Here is a 25,920-nt window from a genome sequence, read left to right on the forward strand (position 1 = left end):
ACACATCCTGCGACTTCCGAAGGCATATGTCTAACGATTGGTCTCGTTGCAGTACGAATAGACAGTTCGAGTTACGGTTTACCACGATTCGTTGAGTAAACTGGGTTAGAAGTTGTCACGGGTGTTGTTGCCACGAACCGCCGGGCTCCCGCGGCCGGCCGCGCCGCTCGGAGCCGTCGAACCGTCGTCGAAAATCGGGAGACTGCGGTCAGTCGCGCTGTTCGGCTTCGACGCGGTCGGCGTGCTTTTCGAGGTCGGCCGCGAGCGTCCGGGCCTCCTCGGGCGACAGCGTTAGCTTGTCCGCGTGCGGCGCGAGCGCGTCGAGCTGCGTCCAGTCGAGTTCGAGTTCGAGGGTAATCTCGTCGGGGTGCTTCCGCGGCGAGGTGACGTTGCACACGGCGAACGCCGACTCCTCGAAGTCGTGGCCCGTCGCCGACGCGTCGACGAGGTCCAGCGTCGTGTAGGCGTTGACCTTCAGGATTCGGTCTGGCATCTGTGAGTAGTGTTCGGTGTCGTCGTAAATAGGTAGCGCGGCGGAGTCGTCACCGGCGCGGACCGGCGTCGGAATCCGGCGACGAACGCGGCGGTCGCGGTCGGTCACCGGCCGAAAACGGTCGGCTCAGTCGTCGCTCGGGATGGGCGTGCCGTCGGCCCGGGTCGGCGCGGGACTCGCGTCCATCGAGTCGTCGTCGGCGTAGGGGTACCACGTGCGCTTCGTGTTGTGCATCATCGGGTCCTCGTAGCTGGTCTCCTCGGGTTCGACCAGTTCGGCGAGGTCCTCTTCGTCCGTCCGCGCGACGAACTCGCGGAACGTCTCGTCGCCCTCGCGGCGCTCCTCGAAGTTGGCGAGCAGGTTCTTGATTGCGCCCGGCACCTCGTCGACGGGGACGCGCTGGGTGACCCACTCGGCGAAGTTCGGGTTCTCGCCGAGGCCGCCGCCGAGGCCGATGTCGAGCGCCTCGACCGGGTCCCCGTTTTTGCGGGTCTTCATGCCGCGGAGGCTGATGTCCGCGATCTGCGGCTGGGCGCAGGAGGCCGTACAGCCCGAGAGGTGGATGTGGAAGTCCTCGACGCCCGCGGGGAGTTCGACGTTCTCCTTGAGCCAGCGGGCGTAGCGGACCTGCCGGTTCTTCGTCTCCACGATGGAGAGCGAACAGAACTCGGTGCCCGTACAGGCGATGGAGCCGCGCATGAACGGGTGGGGGTCGGGCGAGTAGTGGTCGAGGAGGTCCTCGTCCTGCAGCGCGTCGAGCTTCTCCTCGGGAACGTCGGTGATGATGACGTTCTGGCGCTGGGTGACGCGAATCTCGCCGGAGCCGTACTCGTCGGCGACGCGGGCGAGCTCCTTCGTCTCGTCGACGCCCATGCGACCGACGAGGACGTTGAGGCCGACGTAGTAGTTGCCGTCGGCCTGCTCGTGGATACCGACGTGGTCGGAGTGGCCGCCGTCGGCGTAGCCGGAGTTGTAGGAGTACTCCGAGCGCAGGTCGTCGCCGGCGGTCTCCAGTTCGAAGTCGACGAACTCCTCTTGGAGGACGTCGCGGAACTTCTCCGCGCCCCACTCGTCCATCAGGAACTTGATGCGGGCGTTGTAGCGGTTGTCGCGGTCGCCGTTCTCGCGGAACAGCGCGGAGATGGCTCCCGACACCTCGGGGGCCTGCTCGGGCGTCACGAACACGTCGATGTCGCGGGCGAGCCGCGGTTCGTTACGCGAGAGGCCGCCGCCGATGCGGATGTTGAAGCCCTTCGTCTCCTCGCCGTCGATTTCCTTCGTTGCGGGTTCGAGCGCGAGGTCGTTGATGTCGCCCTGTCCGCAGCCCTCGCGGCAGCCGGTGACGGAGACCTTCCACTTGCGCGGGAGGTTCGAGTGGTCGTCGTTCCCCTTGAACGTCTCGTTGAGCTCCATCGCGACGGGAAGCGCGTCGACGTGCTCGTGTTTGTCCTTGCCGGCGACGGGACAGCCGACGATGTTCCGCCACGAGTCACCGCAGGCCTGCTGGGTCGACAGACCGACCGATTCGAGCTTGTCGAAGATTTCCGGGATGTCCTCCAGCTTAATCCAGTGGAGCTGAATCGACTGGCGGGTCGTCCAGTCGACGTAGCCGTTGCCGAAGATGGGGTTTTCGGCCGGGCCGCGGGCGTACTCGTCGGCGACTTCCGCGACGACTTCGGTCTGACCGGGCGTCAGCACGCCGTTCGGCGTCCCGATGCGCATCATGAAGTAGCTCTCTTGGCCGTTGCGCTGGTGGTACAGCCCCCACCATTTGAAGCGCTCGAACCAGGCGTCTCGCTCGTCTTCCGGGATGGTGTCCCAGCCCTGCTCGGCGAATTCGAGCAGGTGCTCTCGTATCTCGTTACCGTAGACCTCCGACTTCCAGCGTTCGACGTCCGTGGGCATTCGTATGAATGTCCATATACGTGCCCACGTAAGGCCCCGAGCGTACCGTCAACCCTTCCCGGTGCTGCCCAAAAGAGGATAATGTTGCCTACTCGTCGTCGTCGCCGCGTCGAACCGGGAGGACGACCCGCTCGCGGTCGATATCGACGAATTCGCCCTCGCGGAGCCTGCCGACCGGGACCCAGCCGGGCACGCCCGTCTGGCCGCAGGCGATGCACTGACCGTACACCTTCGCGGAGACGGTTCTGCCGTCCGCGCCGACGTCGAGGACGTTCTCGACGACGAAGTCGGGAAGCTCGCACCCACAGAATGACGGGTCGTCGAGCCGCCAGAGCTCGCTCACGCTCACTTCTCTGGCGTCGTTCACGGAGACCCACGCCCCGTCGTCGAGGACGCGCAGGGAGACGCTCATACCTCACCTTCCGCGCTCCGGCTACCTATGCGGGACGGCGCCCGCAATCCCCGCGGGGGAGCGCGACGCCCGCTTCGGAGGTAGTTCGACCGTAGTCGTGCGATTGTGCCGAAATCGGCCGTCAGAGGTAGGGGCAACCCGTTCCGGTAGCCGGGAGTGGGGGTACACATTACAGGTGCGGATTCCCTTATGCGGGTCCGGCCGGTACGTGGTGGTGATGAGTGACCACCGCACCGCCGTCCGACAACACGCCTCCGCCGACGTCGCCCCAGAGCTGTTCGAACAGTCCACGGAGGGTGACGCATGACCGGCGAGGCAGAACTCGAACCCGAACGCGACCGCGACGCGGAGGCCGACCCGTCCGCCGAGGCGGAAGACGAAGACCCCGCGGCCCACCTCAAGGACCTCGAAGACGGCGCGGGCTGTACCGAAATCTGGTCGCACCTCTCGGAGTCCCGCGAGGAGTAATCTCTCTGTCCTCTCGTTCGCGTTCGCTTGCGGTCCGTTCGCGCGCGAATCTCGCCTCTCGGGGGGACGTTTTTAAGCCCGAACGCGCTATCGATTCGTAGATGACGAACGACGAACGCCGACGAACGACCGAGGTTCCGGCCGACCGACGCGAACCGGTCGGTGAACCCGTCGTCCGCGGCGACCCCGCCGTCACGGGCGACCGCGCCCGCGAGGCCGTCGGCTTCGACCCCACCGACCCCGACAGCCTCGCCGAGGCCGCCAGAACGGTTCGCTCGTTCGCCGAGTCCACCGCCGGCGACGACGACCACGTGTTCATGCTCCGCGGCGCGGCCGCCTGCGCCGCGCTCGTCCGCGGCGTCGGCTCCTACAAGCGCGCCGCCGAGCGGGCCGGCGGCGACGTCTCCGTCTCCTTCATCCGCAAGTGGGCCCGCGTCCACGACCTCCCGCAGTCGGTCCGTCGGCACGTCGCCCGCGGCCGCATCGCGCCCACGGCCGCAAAGCACATCGCTCGCGTCTCCGGCGACGCCAGACTCCACCTCGCGTGGGCGACGCTCGACGCCGGGCTGACCGTCCGCGAGGTCCGCCGGCTCGCCAGCGAGGTCAACGACGGCACGCCCGTCGTAGACGCTCTGTCGGACCACGGTGTCGACATCGGCACGCTCGACGTGACGCTTCCGGCCGACGTGTACCTCGAACTCCGCCGCCGCGCCTCGCTCGAAGATTCGGCCCCCGGCGACGTGGTCGCCGACGCCCTCGACGACTACCTCGACTGAAGGAACCGCGCCGCCGTCTCGCGAATCACGTCCCGAGCGACCTCGACTTCCGCCCACTCGACGGTCTCGTCCGGAAAGTGCGCGTGGTCGATGTCGCCCGGGCCGAACAGTACCGTCGGAATCCCCGCCTCGACGTAGTGCCGCGAGTCCGCGCCGTAGGTCGCGCCGACCGGTTCGTCGTCGCGGCCGTCGGCCCGGAGCGCCGCCCGCAGCGACTCCACGACCGGTTCGTCGGCGTCGATTTCGGCCGGTTCGAACTGCACCGAAAACCGCTCGAACGCCGGCGGGTGCGCCGAGAGCCACTCGTCGTCGGCGACGACGCTCGCCAGCCGCTCGTCGAACGCCGCTTCGACCTCGGCGACCGTCTCGCCCGGCGCGACGCCGAGTCGCCACTCCGCGGTGAGCGTCCCCGCGACGCTCGACGCCCACGACCCCGCTTCGACGCGGCCGACGCAGACGGGCCACGGTATCGGGTAGTCGAAAAGCGGGTGCGAGACCGCGTCGGTCCGCTCCGCTTCGAGGTCGAAAAACGCCCCCCGAATCGCCTCGAACTTCTCGATGACGTCCACGCCGCGCCACCGCGAGGCCGCGTGCGCCGTGCGTCCGGTCAGTCGGAGCCGCTTCATCACCGACCCCTCGGTGGCGACGACCGGCTTGAGCCGCGTCGGCTCGGCGACGAGCGCGGCGTCCCGCTCGAACGGGTAGGGGTTGTCGACGGCGGCCGCCGCGGCCCCGATGCCGCCGTCTTCCTCGCCGGCGACGCTCTCGACGACGACCCGCCCGTCGAGGTCGAGGTCGCCCGCCTCGACGGCGTCGCGCAGGTCGAGCGCCGCGAAGACGCACGCCGCGAGCCCCGCTTTCATGTCGGCCGCGCCGCGGGCGCTGACGGTGCCCGCGTCGTCGTTCCAGTCGGGGATGTACGGGTCGTGAGACCACAGCCCCCTGTCGGCTGGCACCACGTCGACGTGCCCGTTGAGGACGATAGTCCGGCCCGCGTCGGGGTCGCCGAACTCGACCACGCCGGCGACGCTCGGGCGGTTCGCGGTGTCGATGTCGTCGGGGTCGTCCGGGAACGACGGGTGTTCGGCCAGTCGCTCCGGGTCGGCGGTCCACTCGTAGGTGTCGAACTCGAAGTCGTGCAGCCGGTTTCTGACCCACTGCTGGGCCGGGGCCTCGGCGCGGGCGACGCTCTCGAACCGGAGCAGCGTGTCCACGAAGTCGCGCAGGTCCATGATGTGGGAGACGGCAACGGGGTACAAAGCAGGCGGGGGCTGTGAAAATAAACGCTTATCAGTATCCCCACTTAAAGAAACTCCGAGGGCTGGTAGCTCAGTTAGGCAGAGCGTCTGGCTTTTAACCAGACGGTCGGGGGTTCAAGTCCCTCCCAGCCCGTTTCTACTCCGAACAACCGTGAGGAGTGAAACGGCTTCGAGAGATTGAACCCGACCAGTCGCGCACAGCGAAGCGAGCACGTCTGGGCTCGGTTCGAGTCCCTCCCAGCCCGTTTCTGCGACGGAGTTCGTGCGGAGCGACGGCTCTGTAGGTTCTCATCGGGACCAACAGCGTGAGCGAGCGACAGCGCGCGCCGTCGCACTCGCGAAAACGACTGGTTAATTCTCGTGCCGTGCGATTTCGTTCAACAGGCACCGAACCTCGGCTTCGATAGGCGGCGACACCGTCAGCAATTCGTAGAACGCTCCGTCCTTGCGAAAGCCGAGTACCACTTCGTCGACACCGGTCTGCTCCCCCAGATTCAATCGGAAACACTCGTCTGACATCAGTCACGTCCCCGAGAACATATTGGTTGTCCAACTATATCTCGGTTTGGGAAGGTAGGGGAGCCGAACACCCCGAAATCAGCGGATCGGTTCTCTCAACCCTGCTTGAACACGACGCCGCCGCCGGTCTTCGGGTAGCTCCACTCGACGTTGTCGTACGGACAGCCGTAGCGGCAGGTCCCGCATTCGAGGCAGTTCTCGTAGGCGATGGACGGCACGCCGTCGCCGTCGGGGTCGACCGTCCACACCGCCGCGGGACAGACCGACGTGCACTCGTTTGTGGTGCAGTCGGCGCAGACGTCCGGGTTCTCGACGCCGAGGTGTGACTCGCCGGCGTCGCGGTACTTGACCGTGTACAGACGGTCTTCGATGCTCACGTCGGGAACGTGGGGTTGTGCGGTGCTCATGATAACATCCTCCGGAAGCGCCAGGCGCGTTTCGCCGCGCCGAACCAGCCGCCGGCGGCGGCGACGAGGTGGTCGCGGGCCGCGCCCGTGTGTTCGTCTTTCGACGCGCGGTCCATCTTGAAGTACTCCGTCTCGGCGCTGGCCAGCGCGCGCGGCAGGTCCTCGAAGAGGAACTGTCGGTCGGCCGCGATGGTCCGCTGGAACCAGTCGTAGTGCCGGAGGTTCTCGACCACGAACGACTGGTCGAGGTCGCGCGCGTAGGCGGCGAGCGCCTCGGCGTCGCTCCGGCCGTCCGCCAGCGCGGCCGCGATGGCCTTCCCGGCGTGGTAGCCGCTCTCGACGGCCATGTTCGTCCCTTCGAGGTGGACGCCGCTGTTCAACACGAGGCCCGCGGCGTCGCCGACGACGACCGCCCCGTCGTGGACGAGGTCGGGCATCGCGCGAGCGCCGCCCTCGGGGACGACGTGGGCGCTGTACTCGATGCGACGGCCGCCGCGGATGAGCGGGGCGACCGCCGGGTGCGACTCGAAGGCGTCGAGCGTCGCCTCGGGCGTCTGGCCGGCCGCGGCGTCTTCGACGCGGTAGACGACCCCGACGCTCACCGAGCGCTTGTTCGTGTAGACGAAGCCGCCGCCGACGGCCTCGCCGACGGCCCCCTCGCCGAAGTACTGGTAGGCCGCGCCGGCGTCGCCGTCGAGCCGGAAGCGGTCGTCGATGGTGTCGCGGTCGAGTTTGAACACCTCTTTGACCGACACCGCGACCGCGTCGCGCTCGGGGCGTTCCTTGAGGTCCGCGCCCTCGCTCACCAGCGAGTTCGCTCCCTCGGCGAGCACGACGACCGGGGCGTGAATTTCCCCGTCCGGGCGGTCGGTCGTCACGCCGACGACCGCGCCGCCGTCGCGGAGGAGGCCCGTGACCGTCGTCTCGGTGACGAGCGTCGCGCCGGCCTCGACCGCCTGCTTCGCGAACCACTCGTCGAACCGCCGTCTGAGGACGGTGTAGGAGTCGTTGTGGGGCTCGTCGCGCCACGCGCCGGGCCGCATCGAAACCGCGGTCTCATCGCCCTCTGACGAGAGTATCGAGAAGCGCTTCTCGGCGACGTAGCGTTCGAGCGGCGCGCCGTCGATGTCGACTAACTCCCGAATCGTCGGCGTGTAGAGCACGCCGCCGAAGACGTTCTTCGTCCCCGCCGCGGGGCCGCGTTCGAGCATCAGCACGTCGAGGCCGTCGCGGGCCATCGTCAGCGCCGCGGCGGTCCCGGCCAGTCCGGCACCGACGACGACGGCGTCGTACGCGTCGTCGTAGTTCGGCGTCTCGGTCCGGAGCGTCGGGCGTTGCAGGCCGCCGGCCGTGGTCGCCTCGTTGCTCATACCGCCACCTCCCGTTTCTCGCGGACCATCGCAGTCAGCGCGGGAAGCACCTCGTGGAGGTCGCCGACGATGCCGTAGTCGGCGTGTTCGAAGATGGGCGCGTTGGGGTCGGTGTTGACGGCGACGACCACGTCGCTCCCGTTCATCCCTTCGAGGTGTTGGACGGCACCCGAGATGCCCGCGGCGACGTAGAGGTGCGGTCGGACGGTCTTGCCCGTCTGGCCGACCTGCCGCGCGGGTTCGACCCAGCCCTCCTCGACGGCGGCGCGGGTGGCGGCGACCTCGCCGCCGAGCGCCTCCGCGAGTTCGACGAGCGGCGTCACGTCGCCCTCGCAACCCGCGCCGCCGGCGACGATGACGTCCGCGTCGGTGATGTCGACGACGCCGCCGACGACACGTTCGAGAACGGTCGAAAGCGTGTCTTCCTCGGCGACGACGACCTCGACCGATTCGACGGCGTCGGCCGCGCTCTCCGTTCCGTCGGCGGGTTCGCCGGCGTCGAACACGCCGGCGCGGACCGTCGCCATCTGCGGGCGGTGGGCGGGGCACTTGATGGTCGCCATCGCGCTCCCGCCGAACGTCGGCCGGCTCGCGAGGAGGAGTCCCGCCTCGTCGACGGCGAGTTCGGTGCAGTCGGCCGTGAGGCCGGCGTGGGCGGGCACGGCGACCCGACCCGCGAAGTCGCGGCCGGTGTGGGTCCCGCCGATGAGGACGATGCTCGGCTTGCGCGCCTCGACGAGCGCGCGGAACTGCTCGCCGTAGGGGTCGGCGCGGTACGGTTCGAACACCGGGTCGTCGGCGAGGAGCGCGCGGTCGGCCCCGCGGGCCACCGCCTCCTCGGCGAGGTGAGAGACGCCGTCGCCCACGACGAGCGCGACGAGCGATTCGCCCGTCTCGTCGGCGAGTTCGCGCCCCTTCGCGAGGAGTTCCCACGACACCGGCGCGGCCTCTCCCTCGTGCTGTTCGACGAACACCCAGACGTCCCGGTAGTCGGCGACGTCGATTTCCGGCCCGCTCGCGGCGCTCATCTAGAGCACCTCCGCGAGGTGGTCGTAGAGTGCTTCGACGCTGTCGACGCGCGTCCGCTCGCGTTCGACCGGCGAGGCGGTGTCCATCCCGCCGACCTTCGTCGGCGAGTTGGCGAGGCCGACCCGGTCTTCGATTTCGAGGTCGGCGGCGGTCCACTGGACCGGTTCGAACTCGGTCTCGGCGAATATCTTCCGGTGTAACCCGGCGGGTCGCGGGTCGTTCGCGCCGAACACCATCGCCACGACGACGGGGAGCGCGGCGGCGACGCGCTCGTAGCCGCCTTCGACGTCCCGCGTGCCGACGAGGACGCCCTCGTCGGGTCGGGGGTCGAGCGACTCGGTGTAGGTGAGTTGCGACCAGCCGTTGTGGGCGGCGATGCCCGGCGGTACCTGTCCGGTCGAGGAGTCGGTGCTCTCCTCGCCGCAGATGACCACGTCGGCGTCGAGTTCCTCGGCCGCCCGCGCGAGCGCGAGGCTCGTGGGCCACGTGTCGCTGCCGCCGAACGCCCGGTCGGTGAGCAGGACGCCGCCGTCCGCGCCCGCGGCGACGGCCGCCTGTAGGACCGCGCTGGCCGGCGGCGGCCCCATCGTGATCGCGGTCACGGTCCCGCCGACGGCGTCGCGGAGCGCGAGCGCGGACTCGACGGCGTTGTGGTCGGGCTTGTTCAGCACCGCCGGCGCGTCGGAGCGGTTCAACGTCCCCGTGTCGGGGTCTATCGTGACGTCGTCCGCATCGGGAACCTGCTTGACGCAGACGACGATGTTCCATCCGTCATTCATAATTTGACGACGCCGTCGCGTGCGGCGCTTACCGGAGAGAGGGCGTTCTGGGGTACATACGGACCCGGTCGTTCTCGAAATATAAGAACCGAATACGCGATATTACTCCGTTCCCCGCGTATCCTGGCTCAGGAGGGCCAACAAATGTACACCAAAATCGTCGTTCCCGTCGACACCAGCCCGGAGTCAATGAACGCGGCGAGTCACGCGGTTCGCCTCGCGGACGCGGTCGGCGCGTCCGTTCACGCGCTGTACGTCGCCCGACCGCCCGTTGACACCGACGACGACGGCGAGCGCTCGCAGTCGCGGAGCGAACGCGCCTTCGCGGACGTGGCCGAACGCGCCGAGGAGCGCGGCGTCGACATCGAGACGAGCATCCTCGTCGGCGACCCCGCGGCGTCAATCGCCGACTTCGCCAACACGCATCGCGCCGACCTCATCGTGATGGGGACCCACGGCCGCGAGGGCGTCGACCGGCTGGTGAACGGGAGCGTCGCCGAGCGCGTCGGCCGACTCGCCAGCGTCCCGGTGACGACGATTCGACTCCGAGACGGCGAGCAGTCCGTCCGGTCGCCGCTCGACGCACAGCGCATCGCGCGCGAAAAGCTCCGGCACGCCGGCCACGACGACGCCGTCATCGAAGCGCCGTCTCAACAGCGGTCCGCGTGGGTCGTCCACGCCGCCGACGACCGCGGCGAGTACAACGTCCACATCAACAGCGCGTCCGGGCAGGCCAAACTCGTGCAGGTCGGCTGAGCCGCCGCCGCGATTTTCGGTTTATTCGAGGTCGAGGAGCGTCGCGGCCTCGTCGAGGAACTCGCCGTACACCGACATCGCGTCCTCGATGGGTTCGGGCTCGGTCATGTCGACGCCGGCGGTCCGGAGCACGTCGAGGGGGTACTCACTGCCGCCGAGCGCGAGCGCCTCGCGGTAGTCCGCCGCGGCCGACTCGCCCTCCTCGCGGATGCGCTCGACGATGGCCGCCGCCGCCGAGATACCCGTCGCGTACTGGTAGACGTAGTAGTTGTAGTAGAAGTGCGGGATGCGCATCCACTCGCGGGCGATGCGGTCGTCGGTCGCCGCGGGCTCGTAGTACGCCGCCTTCAGGTCGCCGTACAGCTCGTCGAAGCGGTCGGGCGTGAGCGCGCCGTCGTCCTCGATTATCTCGTGAATCTGGAGTTCGAAGTCGGCGAACATCGTCTGGCGGAACAGCGTCGAGCGGAACCGTTCGAGGTACTCGTCGAGGACGTGCGTCCGGAGTTCGTCGTCGTCGACGTTCTCCAAGAGGTACTCGGTCAGGAGCGTCTCGTTGACCGTCGAAGCGACCTCGGCGGTGAAGATGTCGTAGCTCGCGTCGTGCCACGGCTGGGCGTCGTTGGCGAGTTCGGAGTGCATCGAGTGGCCCAGTTCGTGGGCGAGCGTGAACATCGACGCTGGGTCGTCCTGGTAGTTCATCATGATGAACGGCTGGGTGTCGTAGGTGCCCGCGGAGTACGCCCCGGAGCGCTTGCCGCGGTTCTCGTACACGTCGACCCAGCGGTCGTCGAGCCCCTCGGCCATCCGCTCCTGATAGGCCTCGCCGAGCGGTTCGACGGCCTCGACGATGTACTCCTTCGCCTGTTCGTACGGAATCTCGGGGCCGTGGTCGCCGGTGAGCGAGACGTACAGGTCCCACATCCTGAGTTCGTCCGCGCCGATGGCCTCCCGCTTCAACTCGGCGTGGCGGTGGAGGTGGTCGAGGTTGTCGCGGACGGTGTCGAGTAAGTTGTCGTACACCGCCACGGGGACGTTGGGGCCGTCGAGGGCGGACTCGCGGGCGGTCTCGTAGCCGCGGATGCGCGCGGTCTTCACGTCCTTCTTGACGCTGTTTTTCAGCGAGGTGCCGACGGCGTTGCGCACGTCGGCCCAGCGGTCGTAGAACTCCTCGTGGACGGTCCGGCGGAACTCGCGGTCGGGGTGTTTCTGGAGCTTCGTGAAGTTGCCCTGCGTGATTTCGACCGACGTGCCGTCGGGCTTTTCGACGGTCGGGAATTCGAGGTCGGCGTTGGCGAGCATCGAGTAGATGTCGCTGGACGCGCCGGTCACGTCCGAGAGGTCGGCGAGGACTTCTTCGACCTCCGCGGAGCGGGTGTGTTCCTTCGTCCGGAGCACGTCGTCGAAGTAGTGCTCGTAGGCCGCCAGCTCGGGTTCTTCCTCGACGAACTCGTCGACGCCGTCGCGGCCGAGTTCCTGCAGTTCGGGGTCGAGATAGCTGACCGCGCTCCGCGCCTTCGACGCCAGCGCCTCGGCGCGGCCGGCCTGCGCTTGGTACTCCTGATTCCGGGTGTCCTGACTGCTGCGGAGGTTCGCGTAGGAGACGACCATCGACACCTCGCGGAGCACGGACTCCATCGTTTCGAGGAGTTTGAGGAGCGTCTCGGGGTCCTCGGTGGCGCGACCCTCGTAGCTCGCCAGTTCGGGGACGCGCTCTGCCACGTCCTCGTACGCCGCCTCCCACTCGTCGTCGGAGGCGTAGATGCTGTCGAGGTCCCACTTGTACTCCTCGTCGATGTCGCTCCGCTCGGGAACCGAACTCATGTCGGGTGATTCGACGCGCGCGCGGCTGGTAAGCCTTATCAATCGAGGGGCGTCCGGGGTCGAAGCGGGCGGCCGCGACGCGGTTAGTGTCGGGTCGCCCTCGCTTCTCGGACCTGCGAGCCGTCCCGGACTAAGTCCTCGCAGTGCGGGCAGACGCGGGGGTCATCCATGCCCTCCGGGGCGAACACCCTGACGTAGCCTTCCGTGACGAAAGAATTGCAGTTCTGACATGTAGGCATGGCGGTCGTTCGTACCACGTCAACTGGGTTAGATGTTGTGGGCGATTTTCGGACTCCGGGCGTCGGTCCCGGTCGCGGGCGCGGCCGTCGCCCGAGTCTGCGCGACGGCGCAAACCACTTTGACCGGCGGGCGTGTGGGGGTGCTATGGACGACCTCTCTCCCGCGGTCCGCGAAGCGTTCGCCCGGACGTGGGTCGACGACCGCCCGTGGGCGTTCCTCACCGACCTGACCGCCATCGGCGACCGGATGGCCGGCGGGGCGGGCGACCGCCGCGCGAGCGCGCTCGTCGCCGACGCCCTCGCCGACGCGGGCGTCGGGCGCGTCGAGTTCGACCCCTTCGAGATGGCCCGCTGGACCCGCGGCGACACGACGCTCGACCTCACCGCGCCCGACGAGCGGCGCTTCGAGGCCGTCGCGCTCCCGTACGCTCCGCCGGCGACCGTCGCCGGCCCGCTGGTCGACGTCGGCTACGGCACGCCGAGCGAAATCGACGCCGCCGACGTGGACGGCGCGCTCGCCGTCGCCAGCACGACGACGCCCGCAGGCGGCCGCTTCGTCCACCGGATGGAGAAGTTCAACTACGCAATCGACTCCGGCGCGGTCGGCTTCGTCTTCGTCAACCACGTCCCCGGGCAACTCCCGCCGACCGGGGCGCTCCGCTACGACGAGGAGGCCGCCGCCCCCGCGGTCGGCGTGAGCGCCGAAACCGGGTCGTGGCTGACCGACTACGCGGCCCGCGGCGGGAAGGCGACCCTCGCGGTCGACGCCGAGACGACGCCCGGCGAGAGCCGGAACGTCGAGGGTCGCGTCGGCCCCGACACAGACCGCGAACTCCTCCTGTGTGCCCACTTCGACGCCCACGACATCGCCGAGGGCGCGCTCGACAACGGCTGCGGCATCGCGGTCGTCGTCACCGCGGCGCGACTGCTCGCCGAGATGGACCTCGACCTCGGCGTGCGCGTCGTCGGCGTCGGAGCCGAGGAACTGGGTCTGACCGGCTCCGAACACCTCGCAGACCGCCTCGACCTCGACCGCGTCGCCGCCGTCGTCAACGTCGACGGCGCGGGTCGGTTCCGCGACCTCGTCGCCCACAGCCACACCTCGGAGGCGACCGCCGAGGTGGCCACGCGGGTCGGCAACCAGACGCGCCACCCGGTCGAAATCGAGCCCGAGCCGCACCCGTTCAGCGACCAGTGGCCGTTCGTCCGCGCCGGCGTCCCGGCGCTCCAACTCCGGAGCGAAAGCGGCGAGCGCGGCCGCGGCTGGGGCCACACCCACGCCGACACCCGCGACAAGGTCGACGACAGAAACGTCCGCGAACACGGGATGCTCGCCGCGCTCGTCGTCCGCGAACTCGCGGCGGCGGCCGCCGACGGGGGGATTCCGCGACTCGGCGACGACGAACTCGCCGCGGCGTTCCGCGACGCCGACTTCGAGACGGGGATGAAGGCCGCGGGCATCTGGCCCGACGGCTGGGAGTAGCGCCGGTCAGTCGCGCGCGGCGGGGTCGGCGTCGCCGCCGCGGTCGCCGTCCGAGTCATCGCGCCCGTTTGCCTCGCCGTCTGCGACTTCGACCGTCAGATTCGCCTTCGACAGCGCGCTCTCGGTCGCGGCCTCGACGACCATCCCGGCCCCGATGACGACGTAGAACATCCCGTAGACGAACGCCGGCACGGCCATGAGGAGGTAGAGCGCGAGGCCGGCGATACCCGTCAGGCTGGCGAGGAAGCCGCCGACAGCGTTGCCGACGCCGATGATAAACAGGCCGAAGACGATGCGGAGGGTGGCGTCCCACGCGGTGGACCGGTCCATGCGAGAGCAGACGGCGAGCCGCGTGATGTGTCTACTGGTCGATACGTGGGACGGGGGAGCGGCGGGCACGCGGCGCGGGGTCGCAGTGGGAACACGGCGCGGCTCCGTGGCGGCCGGAGGTCGCCTTCCCGCGCTCAGCACACCGCGAGCAGTTCGTCAAGCGAGTCGAGTTCGTAGGTCGGCTCGGCGGCCAACTGGTAGCCGTCGCGGTGCGGCCGGCGGATGAACGCCGAGTCGATGCCGGCGCGGTCGGCCGCGACCACGTCGACGTTGCTGTCGCCGACGTAGAGCGCCGAGTCGACGCCGAGTTCGCCCATCGCGCGCTCGATGTAGTGCGGGTCCGGCTTCTTCACCCGCGCGCCCTCGACGGTCGGGTCGCGGCCGTAGGCCACCTCGAAGCGGTCGCCGATGTCGAACACGTCGAGGATGTGCTCGATGGTCGCGTGCTGGTTGTTGCTCACGACCGCCAGCGGGTGGTCGATGTCGTCGAGGGCGGTCACGTCGTCGTACAGCGGTTTCGTCCCGTCTTCGAGACACGTCCGCTGGGTCGCCGCGGCGTGGGTCTCGTGGCGCGACCAGAACTCGTCGACCGGCACGTCGTGGACAGAACAGATGCGGCGCAGGCGCGTGAGGCCGCCGTTGATGACCCCGTCGACCGTCTCGGTCGTCGGCTCGACGTCGAACTCGGCGAACGCCCGTCTGACCGCCTCCCGCTGGACTTCGAGGAGCGTCGGCTTCGTCAGCACGCCGTCGTTGTCGAAGATGACAGCGTCGTAGCACATGGTCGAACGGTTCGCGCCCGAGTCACGATAACGTTGCTATGTGCGACCCCGACCGCTCCGGAGGGCTATTGACTCCTCGCGCGTCCGTCAACTGCGGTCTTCGCCGCCGCCGACGGTGCGGTCGCCCGCCTCTCGCCGGACGCCGTCGCGGATGCGCGAGCCGACGCGCCAACCGATGCGGTCCGCGAGGGCCTGCTCGCCGAAGGCCGCGGCGGCGCTCTCGGCGGCCATCGAGTCCACGTCGAACTCGACTCCCGGGTAGTCGACCGCCGTGAGGAGCAGGGGTGTCGGCGGCGCGGGCGGGACGCCCTCGGGGCCGTCGAGGTGGTCGGGACCGAGCACGTCGTCCACCTTCGACGGCGGGGCCGCGCCCGACCCGACGGCGCGGACGAGCGAGACGAGTCGGCGGACGAGTTCGCGGGCGAAGCCGCCGGCCTCGACGCGCACGAGGAGGAAGTCGCCGTCGCGGGTCAGGTCGCCGTCGATGGCACGGACCGTCCTGTGGTCGTCGGGCGTGAGGTTGTGGAAGTCGTGTTCGCCGCGGCAGGCGTCGAAGGCGGCGCTCGCCCGGTCGTCGTCGAAGCCGTCGCTCGGGACGTGGAGGTCGTAGACGTACTCGCGGCGGGTCGGCCGGTGCCGGGCGTGGAAGTCGTCGGGCGCGTCGGCGGCGGCCCACGCCCGCACCGTCCCCGGAAGCTCCGAGTTCAGCGCCCGCGGCGTACACCAGTCGGGGCAGTCGAAGGCGACGGTCTGGGCGAGCGCGGAGACGCCCGCGTCGGTCCGCCCGGCGGCGGCGTAGTCGGTCGGTTCCTCGTCGTCGTCGCAGACGCCGAGCGCGCGGCAGGCGTCGAAGAGGGCGTCCTCGACGGTCGGCACGTCCGGCTGTCGCTGGAACCCGTGGTACGGGCGTCCGTCGTAGGCGACGCGGAAAGCGCGCATGCCGGGTGATTTTCCGGCGGACTACTTAACCGACGCCACCCGGTTCGGCGGCTCCGGTCGCCCCGTGACTACGCGCCGTCGGCTTGCGACGCCACGCCGTCGCCCCGCGACTACGCGTCCGCGTCCAGCGACTGCTCGTCTTCGACCGGCGAGTCCTCGCTTCGGACGGAGAGCACCGGCACGTCGGCCAGCCGGAGCACGCGCTCGGTGACGCTCCCGAGCAGGTAGCGCTCGATTCCCCGGCGGCCGTGGGTCCCCATCACGATGAGGTCGGCGTCGACCTCGTCGGCGTACCGGAGAATCGCCCGGTGCGGCGAGCCGTGTTCGACGGCCGTGACGACCTCGATGCCGTCCGCCTCGGCCGCCTCGACGGCCTCGGAGACGATGCGCTCGCCTTCCGCCTCGTAGGCGCGGACGAGGCCGCCGGCGTCGAGTTGGGTCGCGTGGAGGGCGCGCTCGTCGACGACGTAGAGGGCGTAGAGCGTCGCGTCCGTCGTCGCGGCGAGGTCGAGAGCGCGGTCGAGCGCCTCGTCGGCGGGGCCGCTACCGTCCAGCGGGACGAGAATCCTGTCGTACATGTCACTCGCCTGTACGACGGGCGGGGACAAAAGGGCGCGCGCCGGTATCGGGCCGCGGGAATCGCGGCGCGAGTCGGCCGGCGCGAGGGTCGAGTCTGCCGGCGTGGCCCGCGAGTCGGCCTACTCGTAGTCCTCGTAGGTCGGCGCGTCGCGCTCGCCGGGGAAGTCGTCGACGGGGACGGTGGTCTGGTCGCCGCTCGCCATGTCCTTGACCGTCACCTCGCCGTTTTCGAGGTCGCGCTCGCCGACGATGACGACCGTGTCGGCGTTGACGGAGTCGGCGTAGGACATCTGCGCGCCGAAGCTCCGGTCGGACACGTCGACCTCGACGACGTTGCCCGCCGCGCGGAGGTCGCGGGCGATATCTGAGGCGACGCCGCGGGTGTCGCCGACGGTGAGGAGGTAGTAGTCGGTCGCCAGCTCCTCCTCGGGCCAGACGCCGGCGCGCTGACAGAGCAGTTGGAGCGTCGCGTTGCCGATGCCGACGCCGACGGCGGGGGTGGGCTGGCCGCCGAACGACTCGATGAGGTCGTCGTAGCGGCCGCCGCCGAACGTCGCCCGCGACACGTCGCCCGTGGAGTCGAAGCACTCGAAGACGACGCCGGTGTAGTAGTCCAGCCCGCGGGCGGTCGTCAACGACACCTCGCAGAACTCGCCCGCGCCGAAGTCGTCGGCGGCGGCGAGGACGTTCCGGAGGTTCTCGACCGCGGCCGCGACGTCGTCGCCGCCGAACTCGGCGATTTCGTCGAGATCGCCGCGCTCGATGAGGTCGGCGAACTCGCCGGCCTGGTCGTACGAGAGGCCGGCGTCCGAAAGCAGGCCGAGGTACTCCTCGCGTTCGACCTTCTCGGACTTGTCGACGGCGCGGACCGCGTCGGCGACGTCCACGTCGGCGTCGAACGACCGGAGCAGGCCGCCGAGGATGTCGCGGTGGGAGACGCGGAACTCGAAGTCGTCGCCCGTGAGACCGAGGTCGGTCAGCGCGTCGGCGCAGAAGGCCAGAATCTCGGCGTCGGCCTCCGGCTCCGAGGAGCCGAAGATGTCGGCGTTGGTCTGGTAGAACTCGCGGAAGCGACCCTGCTGGACCTGCTCGTAGCGCCAGAAGGGCCGGGTCGAGACCCACTTGATGGGCTTCGACAGCGCCTGCTGCTTGGCGACGACCATCCGGGCGACCGTCGGCGTCAGTTCGGGCGTGAGCGCGACCTCGCGGCCGCCCTTGTCCTCGAAGGCGTACAGCTCCTCGACGATTTCCTCGCCGGACTTGTCGACGTACATCTGGGTCCGTTCGAGGTGGGGCGTTCCGATTTCGCGGAAGCCGTAGCGGGCGGCGGCGGTCTCGACGGTGTCGACGACCTCGCGCCGGGCCGACATCTCGCCGGGGTAGAAGTCACGAAATCCCTTGAGTCGGTCGTACATGCGCGTTGGTTGGCGAAGGTCGCGCTTGAAACCTGTTGTTCGGGGCGAGGGCGGCTACCCGACGAGGGCGCGGAGCGCCGCCACGTCGCCGAGCGCGATGAGCGAGACGCCGACGACCGCGAGCACGGCGGCGGCGAGGCGCGTGCCGAACCGGGCCTCCCGGAGGACGACCCCGCCGAGGACGACGGCGACGATGGCCTGCATGTTGACGATGGGCGAGGCGATGCTCGCCGGCACCAGTCCGAAGGCGGTCGACGTGACGTGTTCGCCGACGGCGACGAGCGCGCCCGCCGCGGCGAACTTCGGGAGGTCGCCGCGGACCCCCGGCCAGTCGCGGACCGCGACCGGGAGGACGGCGAGCGCCGCGCCGACGAAAAGCACCGGGACGAACACGCTCGTCGGGATGCCGAGTTCCTGGAGCGCCACGCGCTTTCCCACGTCGCTGACGGCGTAACAGGCCGCACTGGCGAGCGCGAGTTGGGCGGGCCGCGACCGGACCGCGCGCCGAAGCGGGTCGAGGAACGCCCCGCCCTCGTAGTTCGCGACGTAGACGGCGACGGTGGCGACCGCGACGCCGAGGACCTGCATCCCCGTCAGGAACTGGTTCAGAAACAGGATTTCGATGGGGAGGACGAACACCGGGACGAGCTTGTTGATGGGCGCGACGTAGGAGACGTCGCCGGCGTCGAGGGCGTCGACGAACAGGATGAGCGCGACGCCGACGAGCGCGGCCGTGCCGGCGACGATTCCCACGCCCGTCGCGCCGAGTTCGGCGAGCGAGGGGACCGCATCCGGGTCGTACGTCACCGCCGTGACCGGGAGGTACAGGACGACGGCGAAGGCGTTGACGACGACCGTGAGAACCGCCCCGGAGTAGCCCGGGAAGTACCGCTTCAGGGCGAAGATGTAGATGCCCCAGACGAACGCGGCGAGAACGGAGTAGGCGATGCCGGGGTCCATGACTCACCCGGCGCGCGGCGGGGTGAAAAACGACGCGGTACGAGCCGGGGGAACGGGCGGTCGGGCCGGCGGCCGAGCGCGGGGGCCGCCCTCAGCGCCGGCCGTGGACGTAGCTCTGGACGTGGTCCGGGAACACCTCGTCGACCGCCGCCCGCCCGTGTTCGGCGGCGATGAGGTGGCGGAGTTCGCCCTCGTAGTCGGCCTTCGGAATCTCCTCGGAGGGCCCGGTTTCGACGTCGAGATGCGACGCCACGAGGCGGTCGACCGCGCCGCGGCCGAACCCCGAAAGCGGCGAGAGGTAGTCGACGCCGTGGCGGTCTTCGAGGCTCTGGGCCTGCGCCCGCGAGATAGAGGGGACGCGGTCGTCGCGGCGGGTGCCGTCGGCGACGGCGTCGAAATCGAGGCCGCAGACCGCTTCGAGCGCGTGTTCGTGGACGTGTTGGATGCCGCCGCGGGGGTAACCGTCTTCGACCATGCGGGCGGTCGCCGCCGCCGCGACCTCGCGGTCGAGTTCCAGCGTCTCGAAGGCGTAGCCGAGTTCGGCCGCCGCGTCGCGGGCGTGCGTCCAGTCTTCCGTGACCCCGAAGTGGACGGTCACGAGCGTCACGTCGTAGAAGGCGTCGAGAAGCAGTGCGGCCAGCGAGGAGTCCTTGCCGCCGCTGTAGAGGAGCGCGAGTTCCACGTGTTACCGGCGGCGGATGTTGAAGCTCTTCGACTCGGGCTGCAGCTCCTTCAGGAGCGCCTTCATCTTGTCGTCGTCGATGCGGCCCTGAATGCGCCCGCTCTGGGCGAGGGCGACGATTTGCCGCTCGGCCTGCTCTGCGAACTCCGGCTTGGACATCTGCACCGCGTTGAGCCGTTGGCGGGCCTCGTCGGTCAGATGCTGTTTGAGAAGCGCCTGCTTCTGCTGTTCGGCGCGCTGTTGGGCGGCCTCCTCGGCCTGCTGTTGCTCCGCGGAACCCTGTCCGCCGCCCCGCTGTTCCTGGAGTTCCTGCATCTTCTTCTTTCGAAGCTCCTCCAGTCGCTCATCGTCGGGACTGCCACTCATACCCTAGCGCACGGTCCGATGTCTGAAAACCATTACGGACCCGCATACAGACGGCTCTCGGGGAATCCGCCGTCGAAGAAGAACTCTCGGTGTGTGTCGGCGGCTCTACGCGTAGCGTTCGAGTTCCGGACGGTCGAGGTCGGAGAGCACGTCGGACGCGGCGTTGTCGAGGAAGCTCGTCCCCTCGGCGGTGATGCGGCGACCCTCTCCCTTGGCGGTCTCGACGAGGCCCTCCTCTTCGAGCTGCTGGAGGAGCGTGCGGATGATGTTCTTGCTGCCGGCGTCGCTGTGCGCACCGGAGACGCTGTAGCGGTTGGTGCCGCGCTTGAGGCCGCCGTACTCGGTCGAGAGGCGGTCGACGCCGACGGGGCCGTTCATGGCGACCTTGCGGAGCAGGCTCGCGCCGCGGACGTACCAGAAGTCGTCCTGCTGGGGCGGGAGCTCGCGGGTCTGGCCGCTCTTCGCGAAGGCCATCCAGTCGGGTTGCTCGATACGGTCCTCGAGTCGTCCGGCGACCTCCTCGATGAGGGCGTCCGCCGGGACGTCATAGATGGTTACCATGGCTATTGGTTCATAATCGCGGCGTTTAAAGGCATCGTATTCGCCCGATACGGGCGGTTGGAGGCTCCTGCGCCCCGCCCGGCGTGCGCCGGGGTGACAGCCCGTATCGCGCCGTCAGGACCGCCACCCGCGCGCGCTCTCCGTGCTCATCACGAGGCCGCCGAGGACGACGGGCACCCAGTAGATGAACCCGCGGAAGACGACGACGCCCGCGGTCGCCACGTCGAACGAGACGGCGGGGCTCGCGGCGGCGACGAGGATGGCGAGCGTCCACTCGATGCCGCCCGCGCCGCCGGGAAGCGGCGTCACGCCGGCGATGGCCCCGATGGGGACGACGAACAGCGCGATGGAGAAGGCGATGGGCGCGCCGATGGCGTGGAACGCCACCCAGAGCGCGACCATCTGGCAGAACCACCCGACCCCCGACAGGCCGAGCGCGACCGCCAGTCCCCGCGGGTTTCGCCCGACGCGCTCGATAGAGCGGAAAAAGCCGTTGATGCGGCGCTCGATACCGTCGTTCGTGGGGACCGACATCCGCGGGACGTACCGCGAGACGGTTCGGATGACCGGCGTCAGGACGCCGATGAGCCGGTGTTCGAGGTCGTAGCGGCGCTTCCACGCGACGTAGACGGCCGCCGGCACGCCGACGGCGAGGCCGACCACGGCGACGAGCGCGATTTCGAGGTTGCGGCCGAGCGTCACCTCCGTGGCGTAGTAGCCCGCCCCGATGAGCGCGATGGTGATAGAGGGGACGAAGTTGAGGGTGTCGACGCTGGCGATGGCCGCCAACCCGGTCTCGTACTCGGTGTCGGCGCTCCGAGAGATGAGAAGCGCCGTCACAGGCTCGCCGCCCGCCTGTCCGAACGGGGTGATGTTGTTCGAGAACGTCGCGCCCGTGAAGATGAGAAACGAGCGGACGGCCGAGATGTCCACGCCGAGCACGCCGAGCACGGTCTTCAGCGACGCCCCCCACGCGATGAGCCACACGAGCGTGATGGCGAGGATAGCGACCAGATAGGCCGGATCGGCCATCGTCACCCGGTCGATGAGCTCGTCCACGCCCGCGAAGTAGAACAGGACGGCGAAGACGACGATCGCCGCTGCGAAACCGAGCACCGTCGCGCGGATGTTCTCGCGGGCCATTTGCTGGGGATGCGTCTACGACGGGCATTAAGTCACCGGATTCGACGGCCGAGAAACAGGTCCGTCGCGGACGCCGTCGCCGTTCCGCACCTCGTCGTCCGAACCTGTGACGCCGCTCACCGGCGGATAGGTGGACATTTCCGCGTCGCCCGACACGTCCGAGACATGGACGAGCGCGCCGCTCTCAGACTGCTCGCCGCCGACCTTCCGGGTGCCGGCGACGACGCCGCCGTCGTGGACGACCTTGTCGTCACGACCGACATGCTCCACGAGACGACGGATTTCCCCGCGGGGACGACCCGCTACACCGCCGGCTGGCGGGCCGTCGGCGCGTCGCTGTCGGACGTGGCCGCGATGGGCGCGAGCGCGACCTGCGCCGTCGCCGCCTACGCCGCCGTCGAACTCGACGAGACGGAACTCGGCGATTTCGTCCGGGGCGCGCGGGACGTCTGCGAGGCGGTCGGCGCTGAGTACGTCGGCGGCGACCTCGACACCCACCGGGAGTTCACCACGGCGACGACGGCCATCGGCCGCACCGACGACCCGGTTCGCCGCTCTGGCGCGACCCCGGGCGACGTGCTCTGTGTCACGGGCGAACTCGGCCGCTCCGCCGCCGCCGTCCGCCTGTTCGAGGCGGGCGAGACAGACCGCGCCAACGACCTCTTTCGGTTCACGCCCCGCGTCGCCGCCGGCGTCGCCCTCCGCGGGTCTGCCACGGCGATGATGGATTCGAGCGACGGCCTCGCCCGGTCGGTCCACCAACTTGCGGAGGCCAGCGACTGCGGGTTCGAACTCGATTTCGACGCGCTGCCGGTCCACGACGGCGTCGCCGAGGTGGCGACCGATTCCGACGACAGACGCGACCTCGCGGCGTTCTTCGGCGAGGACTTCGAACTCGTCTTTACGCTCCCCGAGCCGGCGCTCGACGCCGCCCGCGACGCGACCGACGTACCGCTCACGGTGGTCGGGAAGGTCGTCGAGGAACCCGCCGAGGCCGTCGTCGCCGACGGCGAGGCCGTTCCGGACCGCGGCTACACCCACGGCGGCGACTAGCTGTTTTTCGGTCGGTATCGGTGTCGAGTCCGCCCGCGCGCTATCCCGGAATGACCTGAATCGGCACGAGGAGGAAGCACGCCGCACCGAGGGCGAACGTAAAGAGGCCGACGGCCATCCGGCCCGTTCCGAGCGGCGTCTCGTCTATCGGTTTCGCCGGGCCGTTGTAGGCGATGAACGTCGACATCAGGCCCCAGAAGAACCACAGGCCGACGGACTGGTTGAGGCCGAGGCCGCGGACGTAGTGGAGGTAGCCGGCGATGCCGAACAGGACGAGCGGCACGGCCGCCGCGAGCGACTCCTGGCGCTCGCCGAGCATCGCCCGGACCATGTGGCCGCCGTCGAGTTGGCCGACCGGGAGCAGGTTGAGGACCGTGAAGAACATCCCGACCCAGCCGCCGATGACGACGGGGTGGACGACGGTCCGGGGGTCGGCGTACTCCGTTGGACGACCGAGCACGGTCGCGATGGCGTCGAGGAGCGGCGGGTTGTTGAAGATGATCATGTCCCCGGACCGGCCGAGGACCTCGCTCGGGACGGTCATCGGTTCGAGCGAGAGGCCGATGATAGTGACGACGACCGTCGCACAGAGGCCGGCGAGCGGGCCGGCGACGCCGATGTCGAACAGCGTCTTCCGGTCGGGCATCTGCCCGCGCATGCGGATGATGGCACCGAGCGTGCCGAACGGGAAGATAAACGGGATGAGGTAGGGCAGCGAGACGTTGACGCCGTGGTATCGGCCGACCGCGTAGTGGCCGAGTTCGTGGACCGACAGGACGCCGAGGACGGCGGCGGTGAAGGGCCACGCCCGAAGCATCACGAGCGGGTTCGCGGTGATGTCGGAAAGCGGGATATAGTACCACGCGTACGCGCCGACGAAGAGCGTCGAGAGAATCGTCAGCGCGAACAGCGTGATGTTCTTCCACGGGACTCCCTCGATGCCCTGCGAGGCGGGTTCGACGACGACCACGTCGGTCTCCCCGAGTTCCGCGACCTGCACCTGCACGTCGTAGCCGGCCTCCCGGAACGACGGCCAGATTTCGCGGACGAGCATCTGCTCGGGGACGAGCGACTCGCCGTAGTAGATTCGACGGCGACCGTCTGACCGCACCTCGTGAACGTCGAAGACGGCGCGAAGCGCCTCCACCGGCGGTCCGTCCGCCGATTCGGACTGTACCATCGACGTGCAGTAGGCGGGCGACGTGCATAAATCCCGTGACGGGACTCCGAACCGACCCGGCGACGGCGGCGCGGGAGGCGGTCGCTCGGGGCGTCTGCGTCGCACTGAAAAACGAAGCGCTGCGAAACCGTGCGGGCGTCGCCGCGGGCGGGGGGCCGTCACCGGGGGTGTGTGGTGGAGGCCGCTCCGGCGGGGTGCGAGGAGTTCGGCACTCTGCGCCGCGAGGAGGGGGGCCGGCTCGTCGGAGTCACGAGCCGAGCGGGGCCGGCCGGCGGGCGGTCGAGTCGAGTCTCGGCGCGGGGTCCGAGCGCGCTCGGCGGGGCTACCGCGGGGTCGCGGGCTGTCGGGGTCGGGGTCAGTTCGTCCGGGGACCGGGCGGTGCGCGTCGTCTGGGCGCTGGCGTCGGTCGGGGCGGGCAGTGCGTGCTCTCAGGCGGTCTCGACGCGCCACGTGGTCGCGCTCGTGTACGACCACTTCTCGATGGTCAGCTCCGTCGCGGAGTCGCGGAGCTTGACCATCAGGGCGCCGATTTCCTTGGGAGACAGGCCGACGTCGTCGGCGATGAATTTGCTCTTGAAGTACATCTCGCCGTCTTTCGCACGGTCGAGCAGGTACTGCTTGAGGCGGTCTTCCTTGGAGCTACTGTCGGTGGAGGGGGGTACTGTTGCGCTCATCTGGTACACCTCACTTCCACCTATCGACCCATCACCTGTTATAAAGGAAGGTCCGTTAGAATTAGTTCGGCCGCTTTCAGCCTGAATCGACCAAAAGGGTTCGTTTTAGGAATCTTTGAGACCGTCTTAGATTTTTTAGAACCGTCTTTGAGGGATTCTTTCTAAAAATAATGTCTTGAATACATTGGGTCGAATACGCGCCGTTTCACCCCGTCTGACGCCTCATTTTGCGGAAATAGATGCCGCAATATCGGCCGATTCCCCCGTCGTCGCGACTATCCGCGTATCGTGGATAATCCGCTCCGCCTCATCGGTCGTGGACCCAGAACTCCTCGTCGGTGGTCGTCTCCTTCTTGAATATCGGGACCTCGTCTTTCAGGCGGTCGATGCCGTCTTCGACCGTCCGGAACGCCTCTCGGCGGTGTCCCGCGAGGACGACGACGAACACGATGTCTTCTCCGTCGCCGACGACGCCCACCCGGTGGTGCATGAGGACGCGGAGAACGCCGTCGCGCTCCTCCAGTTCCTCAGATATCGCGGCCATCTTCGACTCCGCCACCCCGTCGTACTTCTCGAATTCGAGGCTGAGCGTCGGGTCGTCGCCCTCGGACTCCTTCGCGCGCACCCGCCCGGTGAAGGTCGCAATCGCTCCGGCGTACACTTCGAGCGGGTCGGCCTTCGCGCGCTTGACCAGCGTTTCGAGCGTGACGTGCGGTTCGCGCGAGTCGATTTCGGCGGCGAGCGACGCCACGTCAGCCGATTCCGCCGTTTCGGCCTCCGCGATGACGTTCGCGGCGTCGGCTCCGGCGAGCGCGAGAGTCGGGACGCGCGCGTCGGGGAACCCCGAGAGGAGCGCGTAGTCGTACGCCGCCGAGAGGTCGTCGAGGAGGCTATCGAGGCCGCGGTCGTCGCCGGTACCGACCCAGTTACCGTCCGGCGAGAGACCGTACGCGGCGGCGACGCCGTCTGTCGATTCCGGTTCGGTCGCGCTCTCGGGGAGCGATTCCACGGTGGCGACGCGGCCGTCCAACTGCGCGGCGAGTCGGTCGCAGAGCGCCGTCGCGCCCGCGCCGACGATTCCGAGGACGTGCATACCCGAAGGACGGCCCGCGCCGGTTTAAGATTGCTCCGTGCCGGCCTCGTCGGACTCGGGTGTCGGCTCCGATTCCCGCGCCTCGGGGCGCGGGCGGGTTCGGTAGAGGTGGACGGCGACGGCCGCGCCGACGAGGCCGAGGAGCGTCGCCAGCCACGGGGCCGCCGCGCCGACGGACGTGTCGGCCGTCGCGGGCAACGTGTCGAACTGCCAGAGCGCCCAGCCGACCGAAAAACAGGCCACCAGCGCCCAGTTGAAGACGGTCCTGCGGTCGACCTCGCCGCGGCGGTGGCGGACGAGCATCGCGCCGAGAGCGAGCACCCACCCGACGACGACGAGCGTAACCGTCTCCACGGTGACGAGTCGCATACTCGTAGTCGCCGCGAGAGTGGTTTAAAGCCCCCGACACGGGCGTCTCGCAGTTGATAACCCTTAAGATGCGGTCAC

General features: G+C 69.2%; 30 protein-coding genes and 1 tRNA gene. 6 read left to right on the top strand and 25 right to left on the bottom strand.

Annotated features, from left to right (window positions below):
• Positions 1–208: 208 nt before the first annotated feature.
• From NDI65_RS18815 to NDI65_RS18825, 3 genes are all read right to left on the bottom strand, one after another.
• Positions 209–493 (bottom strand): DUF6360 family protein, encoded by a 285-nt coding sequence (locus NDI65_RS18815; protein ID WP_008574757.1) that lies wholly within the window; start codon positions 491–493, stop codon positions 209–211.
• 126 nt (positions 494–619) lie between these two features.
• Positions 620–2,398: a ferredoxin--nitrite reductase gene (locus tag NDI65_RS18820; RefSeq protein WP_089776955.1), complete on the bottom strand. Its 1,779-nt coding sequence runs from the start codon at positions 2,396–2,398 to the stop codon at positions 620–622.
• A gap of 88 nt (positions 2,399–2,486) precedes the next feature.
• Positions 2,487–2,810 (bottom strand): hypothetical protein, encoded by a 324-nt coding sequence (locus NDI65_RS18825; protein WP_004041667.1) that lies wholly within the window; start codon positions 2,808–2,810, stop codon positions 2,487–2,489.
• Positions 2,811–3,113: 303 nt separating this feature from the next.
• Here NDI65_RS18825 and NDI65_RS18830 point away from each other — a divergent pair, with 303 nt between their 5' ends.
• Entirely contained in the window at positions 3,114–3,278 is a 165-nt protein-coding gene (locus tag NDI65_RS18830; protein WP_007275457.1) for a hypothetical protein, read from the top strand.
• Positions 3,279–3,379: 101 nt separating this feature from the next.
• Entirely contained in the window at positions 3,380–4,054 is a 675-nt protein-coding gene (locus tag NDI65_RS18835) for a hypothetical protein (protein WP_089776954.1), read from the top strand.
• Here NDI65_RS18835 and NDI65_RS18840 read toward each other — a convergent pair.
• Positions 4,042–5,286 (bottom strand): M20/M25/M40 family metallo-hydrolase, encoded by a 1,245-nt coding sequence (locus tag NDI65_RS18840; RefSeq protein ID WP_089776953.1) that lies wholly within the window; start codon positions 5,284–5,286, stop codon positions 4,042–4,044. The genes NDI65_RS18835 and NDI65_RS18840 overlap by 13 nt on opposite strands.
• An 86-nt stretch (positions 5,287–5,372) precedes the next feature.
• Between NDI65_RS18840 and NDI65_RS18845 the strand changes: the two genes are divergently transcribed.
• Positions 5,373–5,446: transfer RNA gene (locus NDI65_RS18845), tRNA-Lys, on the top strand.
• Positions 5,447–5,664: 218 nt separating this feature from the next.
• On the opposite strand, the gene NDI65_RS18850 is transcribed toward NDI65_RS18845, so the two are convergent.
• From NDI65_RS18850 to NDI65_RS18870, 5 genes are all read right to left on the bottom strand, one after another.
• A complete protein-coding gene (locus NDI65_RS18850) occupies positions 5,665–5,832 on the bottom strand; it encodes a hypothetical protein (RefSeq protein WP_310894087.1) in 168 nt (55 codons plus the stop codon).
• A 95-nt stretch (positions 5,833–5,927) separates the two neighbouring features.
• Positions 5,928–6,239, bottom strand: coding sequence for a 4Fe-4S dicluster domain-containing protein (locus NDI65_RS18855; protein ID WP_004967506.1), 312 nt, complete (start codon positions 6,237–6,239; stop codon positions 5,928–5,930).
• Positions 6,236–7,609 (bottom strand): FAD-dependent oxidoreductase, encoded by a 1,374-nt coding sequence (locus NDI65_RS18860; protein WP_089776952.1) that lies wholly within the window; start codon positions 7,607–7,609, stop codon positions 6,236–6,238. The genes NDI65_RS18855 and NDI65_RS18860 overlap by 4 nt, the downstream gene beginning before the upstream one ends.
• Positions 7,606–8,637 carry an electron transfer flavoprotein subunit alpha/FixB family protein gene (locus NDI65_RS18865; protein ID WP_089776951.1) on the bottom strand — a complete coding sequence of 344 codons (1,032 nt, stop codon included), beginning with the start codon at positions 8,635–8,637 and terminating at the stop codon, positions 7,606–7,608. The genes NDI65_RS18860 and NDI65_RS18865 overlap by 4 nt, the downstream gene beginning before the upstream one ends.
• Complete coding sequence (locus NDI65_RS18870; protein ID WP_089776950.1) at positions 8,638–9,417, bottom strand: electron transfer flavoprotein subunit beta/FixA family protein; 780 nt, start codon at positions 9,415–9,417, stop codon at positions 8,638–8,640. It lies immediately after the preceding gene.
• Between the two features lie 144 nt (positions 9,418–9,561).
• On the opposite strand from NDI65_RS18870, the gene NDI65_RS18875 reads away from it, so the two are divergent.
• A complete protein-coding gene (locus NDI65_RS18875) occupies positions 9,562–10,173 on the top strand; it encodes a universal stress protein (RefSeq protein WP_089776949.1) in 612 nt (203 codons plus the stop codon).
• A 21-nt stretch (positions 10,174–10,194) separates the two neighbouring features.
• Here NDI65_RS18875 and pepF read toward each other — a convergent pair whose 3' ends face one another.
• Together pepF and NDI65_RS18885 are read right to left on the bottom strand one after the other, a co-directional pair.
• Entirely contained in the window at positions 10,195–11,994 is a 1,800-nt protein-coding gene (gene pepF / locus NDI65_RS18880) for an oligoendopeptidase F (protein WP_310894088.1), read from the bottom strand.
• 83 nt (positions 11,995–12,077) lie between these two features.
• A complete protein-coding gene (locus tag NDI65_RS18885; protein ID WP_004967500.1) occupies positions 12,078–12,233 on the bottom strand; it encodes a hypothetical protein in 156 nt (51 codons plus the stop codon).
• Positions 12,234–12,378: 145 nt separating this feature from the next.
• Between NDI65_RS18885 and NDI65_RS18890 the strand changes: the two genes are divergently transcribed.
• Positions 12,379–13,716, top strand: a complete 1,338-nt coding sequence (locus NDI65_RS18890) for a M28 family metallopeptidase (RefSeq protein ID WP_310894089.1) — start codon at positions 12,379–12,381, stop codon at positions 13,714–13,716.
• Between the two features lie 6 nt (positions 13,717–13,722).
• On the opposite strand, the gene NDI65_RS18895 is transcribed toward NDI65_RS18890, so the two are convergent.
• The 10 genes from NDI65_RS18895 to NDI65_RS18940 all read right to left on the bottom strand — a co-directional run bounded on the left by NDI65_RS18895 (position 13,723) and on the right by NDI65_RS18940 (position 21,473).
• Positions 13,723–14,046 carry a hypothetical protein gene (locus tag NDI65_RS18895; RefSeq protein WP_089776946.1) on the bottom strand — a complete coding sequence of 108 codons (324 nt, stop codon included), beginning with the start codon at positions 14,044–14,046 and terminating at the stop codon, positions 13,723–13,725.
• 134 nt (positions 14,047–14,180) lie between these two features.
• Positions 14,181–14,828, bottom strand: a complete 648-nt coding sequence (locus tag NDI65_RS18900) for an HAD family hydrolase (RefSeq protein WP_089776945.1) — start codon at positions 14,826–14,828, stop codon at positions 14,181–14,183.
• An 87-nt stretch (positions 14,829–14,915) separates the two neighbouring features.
• Entirely contained in the window at positions 14,916–15,767 is an 852-nt protein-coding gene (gene truA, locus NDI65_RS18905; RefSeq protein ID WP_007276190.1) for a tRNA pseudouridine(38-40) synthase TruA, read from the bottom strand.
• 110 nt (positions 15,768–15,877) lie between these two features.
• The gene (locus NDI65_RS18910) at positions 15,878–16,345 is read right to left on the bottom strand and encodes a universal stress protein (protein ID WP_004967495.1); all 468 of its coding nucleotides are present in this window, start codon (positions 16,343–16,345) and stop codon (positions 15,878–15,880) included.
• 120 nt (positions 16,346–16,465) lie between these two features.
• Positions 16,466–17,761, bottom strand: a complete 1,296-nt coding sequence (gene hisS, locus NDI65_RS18915; RefSeq protein ID WP_310894090.1) for a histidine--tRNA ligase — start codon at positions 17,759–17,761, stop codon at positions 16,466–16,468.
• Positions 17,762–17,815: 54 nt separating this feature from the next.
• Positions 17,816–18,721: a DMT family transporter gene (locus tag NDI65_RS18920; protein ID WP_089776941.1), complete on the bottom strand. Its 906-nt coding sequence runs from the start codon at positions 18,719–18,721 to the stop codon at positions 17,816–17,818.
• A 91-nt stretch (positions 18,722–18,812) separates the two neighbouring features.
• A complete protein-coding gene (locus tag NDI65_RS18925; RefSeq protein WP_089776940.1) occupies positions 18,813–19,403 on the bottom strand; it encodes an alpha hydrolase in 591 nt (196 codons plus the stop codon).
• Positions 19,404–19,406: 3 nt separating this feature from the next.
• Entirely contained in the window at positions 19,407–19,769 is a 363-nt protein-coding gene (locus NDI65_RS18930; RefSeq protein WP_089776939.1) for a DNA-binding protein, read from the bottom strand.
• 105 nt (positions 19,770–19,874) lie between these two features.
• On the bottom strand, positions 19,875–20,330 hold the full coding sequence (locus NDI65_RS18935) for a 30S ribosomal protein S19e (protein ID WP_089776938.1): 456 nt from the start codon (positions 20,328–20,330) through the stop codon (positions 19,875–19,877).
• Between the two features lie 114 nt (positions 20,331–20,444).
• The gene (locus NDI65_RS18940; protein ID WP_089776937.1) at positions 20,445–21,473 is read right to left on the bottom strand and encodes a lysylphosphatidylglycerol synthase transmembrane domain-containing protein; all 1,029 of its coding nucleotides are present in this window, start codon (positions 21,471–21,473) and stop codon (positions 20,445–20,447) included.
• 165 nt (positions 21,474–21,638) lie between these two features.
• Here NDI65_RS18940 and thiL point away from each other — a divergent pair, with 165 nt between their 5' ends.
• Positions 21,639–22,526 (top strand): thiamine-phosphate kinase, encoded by an 888-nt coding sequence (gene thiL, locus NDI65_RS18945; RefSeq protein WP_089776936.1) that lies wholly within the window; start codon positions 21,639–21,641, stop codon positions 22,524–22,526.
• Positions 22,527–22,566: 40 nt separating this feature from the next.
• Here thiL and NDI65_RS18950 read toward each other — a convergent pair whose 3' ends face one another.
• The 4 genes from NDI65_RS18950 to NDI65_RS18965 form a co-directional block, all read right to left on the bottom strand.
• A complete protein-coding gene (locus NDI65_RS18950) occupies positions 22,567–23,706 on the bottom strand; it encodes a site-2 protease family protein (protein ID WP_089776935.1) in 1,140 nt (379 codons plus the stop codon).
• Between the two features lie 428 nt (positions 23,707–24,134).
• Entirely contained in the window at positions 24,135–24,380 is a 246-nt protein-coding gene (locus tag NDI65_RS18955) for a hypothetical protein (RefSeq protein WP_049920675.1), read from the bottom strand.
• A gap of 307 nt (positions 24,381–24,687) precedes the next feature.
• Complete coding sequence (locus tag NDI65_RS18960; protein WP_089776934.1) at positions 24,688–25,473, bottom strand: molybdopterin synthase; 786 nt, start codon at positions 25,471–25,473, stop codon at positions 24,688–24,690.
• Positions 25,474–25,497: 24 nt separating this feature from the next.
• Complete coding sequence (locus NDI65_RS18965; RefSeq protein ID WP_089776933.1) at positions 25,498–25,842, bottom strand: hypothetical protein; 345 nt, start codon at positions 25,840–25,842, stop codon at positions 25,498–25,500.
• Positions 25,843–25,920: the final 78 nt, after the last annotated feature.

The organism is Haloferax sp. S2CR25, assembly GCF_031624535.1.
In the GTDB taxonomy this organism is placed as follows: Archaea; Halobacteriota; Halobacteria; order Halobacteriales; family Haloferacaceae; genus Haloferax; species Haloferax massiliensis.

Bases quoted from the DNA above. Each gene is read 5' to 3' on its own strand.
- NDI65_RS18815 (WP_008574757.1), bottom strand. From the start codon at position 493: ATGCCAGACCGAATCCTGAAGGTCAACGCCTACACGACGCTGGACCTC.
- NDI65_RS18820 (WP_089776955.1), bottom strand. From the start codon at position 2,398: ATGCCCACGGACGTCGAACGCTGGAAGTCGGAGGTCTACGGTAACGAG.
- NDI65_RS18825 (WP_004041667.1), bottom strand. From the start codon at position 2,810: ATGAGCGTCTCCCTGCGCGTCCTCGACGACGGGGCGTGGGTCTCCGTG.
- NDI65_RS18830 (WP_007275457.1), top strand. From the start codon at position 3,114: ATGACCGGCGAGGCAGAACTCGAACCCGAACGCGACCGCGACGCGGAG.
- NDI65_RS18835 (WP_089776954.1), top strand. From the start codon at position 3,380: ATGACGAACGACGAACGCCGACGAACGACCGAGGTTCCGGCCGACCGA.
- NDI65_RS18840 (WP_089776953.1), bottom strand. From the start codon at position 5,286: ATGGACCTGCGCGACTTCGTGGACACGCTGCTCCGGTTCGAGAGCGTC.
- NDI65_RS18850 (WP_310894087.1), bottom strand. From the start codon at position 5,832: ATGTCAGACGAGTGTTTCCGATTGAATCTGGGGGAGCAGACCGGTGTC.
- NDI65_RS18855 (WP_004967506.1), bottom strand. From the start codon at position 6,239: ATGAGCACCGCACAACCCCACGTTCCCGACGTGAGCATCGAAGACCGT.
- NDI65_RS18860 (WP_089776952.1), bottom strand. From the start codon at position 7,609: ATGAGCAACGAGGCGACCACGGCCGGCGGCCTGCAACGCCCGACGCTC.
- NDI65_RS18865 (WP_089776951.1), bottom strand. From the start codon at position 8,637: ATGAGCGCCGCGAGCGGGCCGGAAATCGACGTCGCCGACTACCGGGAC.
- NDI65_RS18870 (WP_089776950.1), bottom strand. From the start codon at position 9,417: ATGAATGACGGATGGAACATCGTCGTCTGCGTCAAGCAGGTTCCCGAT.
- NDI65_RS18875 (WP_089776949.1), top strand. From the start codon at position 9,562: ATGTACACCAAAATCGTCGTTCCCGTCGACACCAGCCCGGAGTCAATG.
- pepF (WP_310894088.1), bottom strand. From the start codon at position 11,994: ATGAGTTCGGTTCCCGAGCGGAGCGACATCGACGAGGAGTACAAGTGG.
- NDI65_RS18885 (WP_004967500.1), bottom strand. From the start codon at position 12,233: ATGCCTACATGTCAGAACTGCAATTCTTTCGTCACGGAAGGCTACGTC.
- NDI65_RS18890 (WP_310894089.1), top strand. From the start codon at position 12,379: ATGGACGACCTCTCTCCCGCGGTCCGCGAAGCGTTCGCCCGGACGTGG.
- NDI65_RS18895 (WP_089776946.1), bottom strand. From the start codon at position 14,046: ATGGACCGGTCCACCGCGTGGGACGCCACCCTCCGCATCGTCTTCGGC.
- NDI65_RS18900 (WP_089776945.1), bottom strand. From the start codon at position 14,828: ATGTGCTACGACGCTGTCATCTTCGACAACGACGGCGTGCTGACGAAG.
- truA (WP_007276190.1), bottom strand. From the start codon at position 15,767: ATGCGCGCTTTCCGCGTCGCCTACGACGGACGCCCGTACCACGGGTTC.
- NDI65_RS18910 (WP_004967495.1), bottom strand. From the start codon at position 16,345: ATGTACGACAGGATTCTCGTCCCGCTGGACGGTAGCGGCCCCGCCGAC.
- hisS (WP_310894090.1), bottom strand. From the start codon at position 17,761: ATGTACGACCGACTCAAGGGATTTCGTGACTTCTACCCCGGCGAGATG.
- NDI65_RS18920 (WP_089776941.1), bottom strand. From the start codon at position 18,721: ATGGACCCCGGCATCGCCTACTCCGTTCTCGCCGCGTTCGTCTGGGGC.
- NDI65_RS18930 (WP_089776939.1), bottom strand. From the start codon at position 19,769: ATGAGTGGCAGTCCCGACGATGAGCGACTGGAGGAGCTTCGAAAGAAG.
- NDI65_RS18935 (WP_089776938.1), bottom strand. From the start codon at position 20,330: ATGGTAACCATCTATGACGTCCCGGCGGACGCCCTCATCGAGGAGGTC.
- NDI65_RS18940 (WP_089776937.1), bottom strand. From the start codon at position 21,473: ATGGCCCGCGAGAACATCCGCGCGACGGTGCTCGGTTTCGCAGCGGCG.
- thiL (WP_089776936.1), top strand. From the start codon at position 21,639: ATGGACGAGCGCGCCGCTCTCAGACTGCTCGCCGCCGACCTTCCGGGT.
- NDI65_RS18950 (WP_089776935.1), bottom strand. From the start codon at position 23,706: ATGGTACAGTCCGAATCGGCGGACGGACCGCCGGTGGAGGCGCTTCGC.
- NDI65_RS18955 (WP_049920675.1), bottom strand. From the start codon at position 24,380: ATGAGCGCAACAGTACCCCCCTCCACCGACAGTAGCTCCAAGGAAGAC.
- NDI65_RS18960 (WP_089776934.1), bottom strand. From the start codon at position 25,473: ATGCACGTCCTCGGAATCGTCGGCGCGGGCGCGACGGCGCTCTGCGAC.
- NDI65_RS18965 (WP_089776933.1), bottom strand. From the start codon at position 25,842: ATGCGACTCGTCACCGTGGAGACGGTTACGCTCGTCGTCGTCGGGTGG.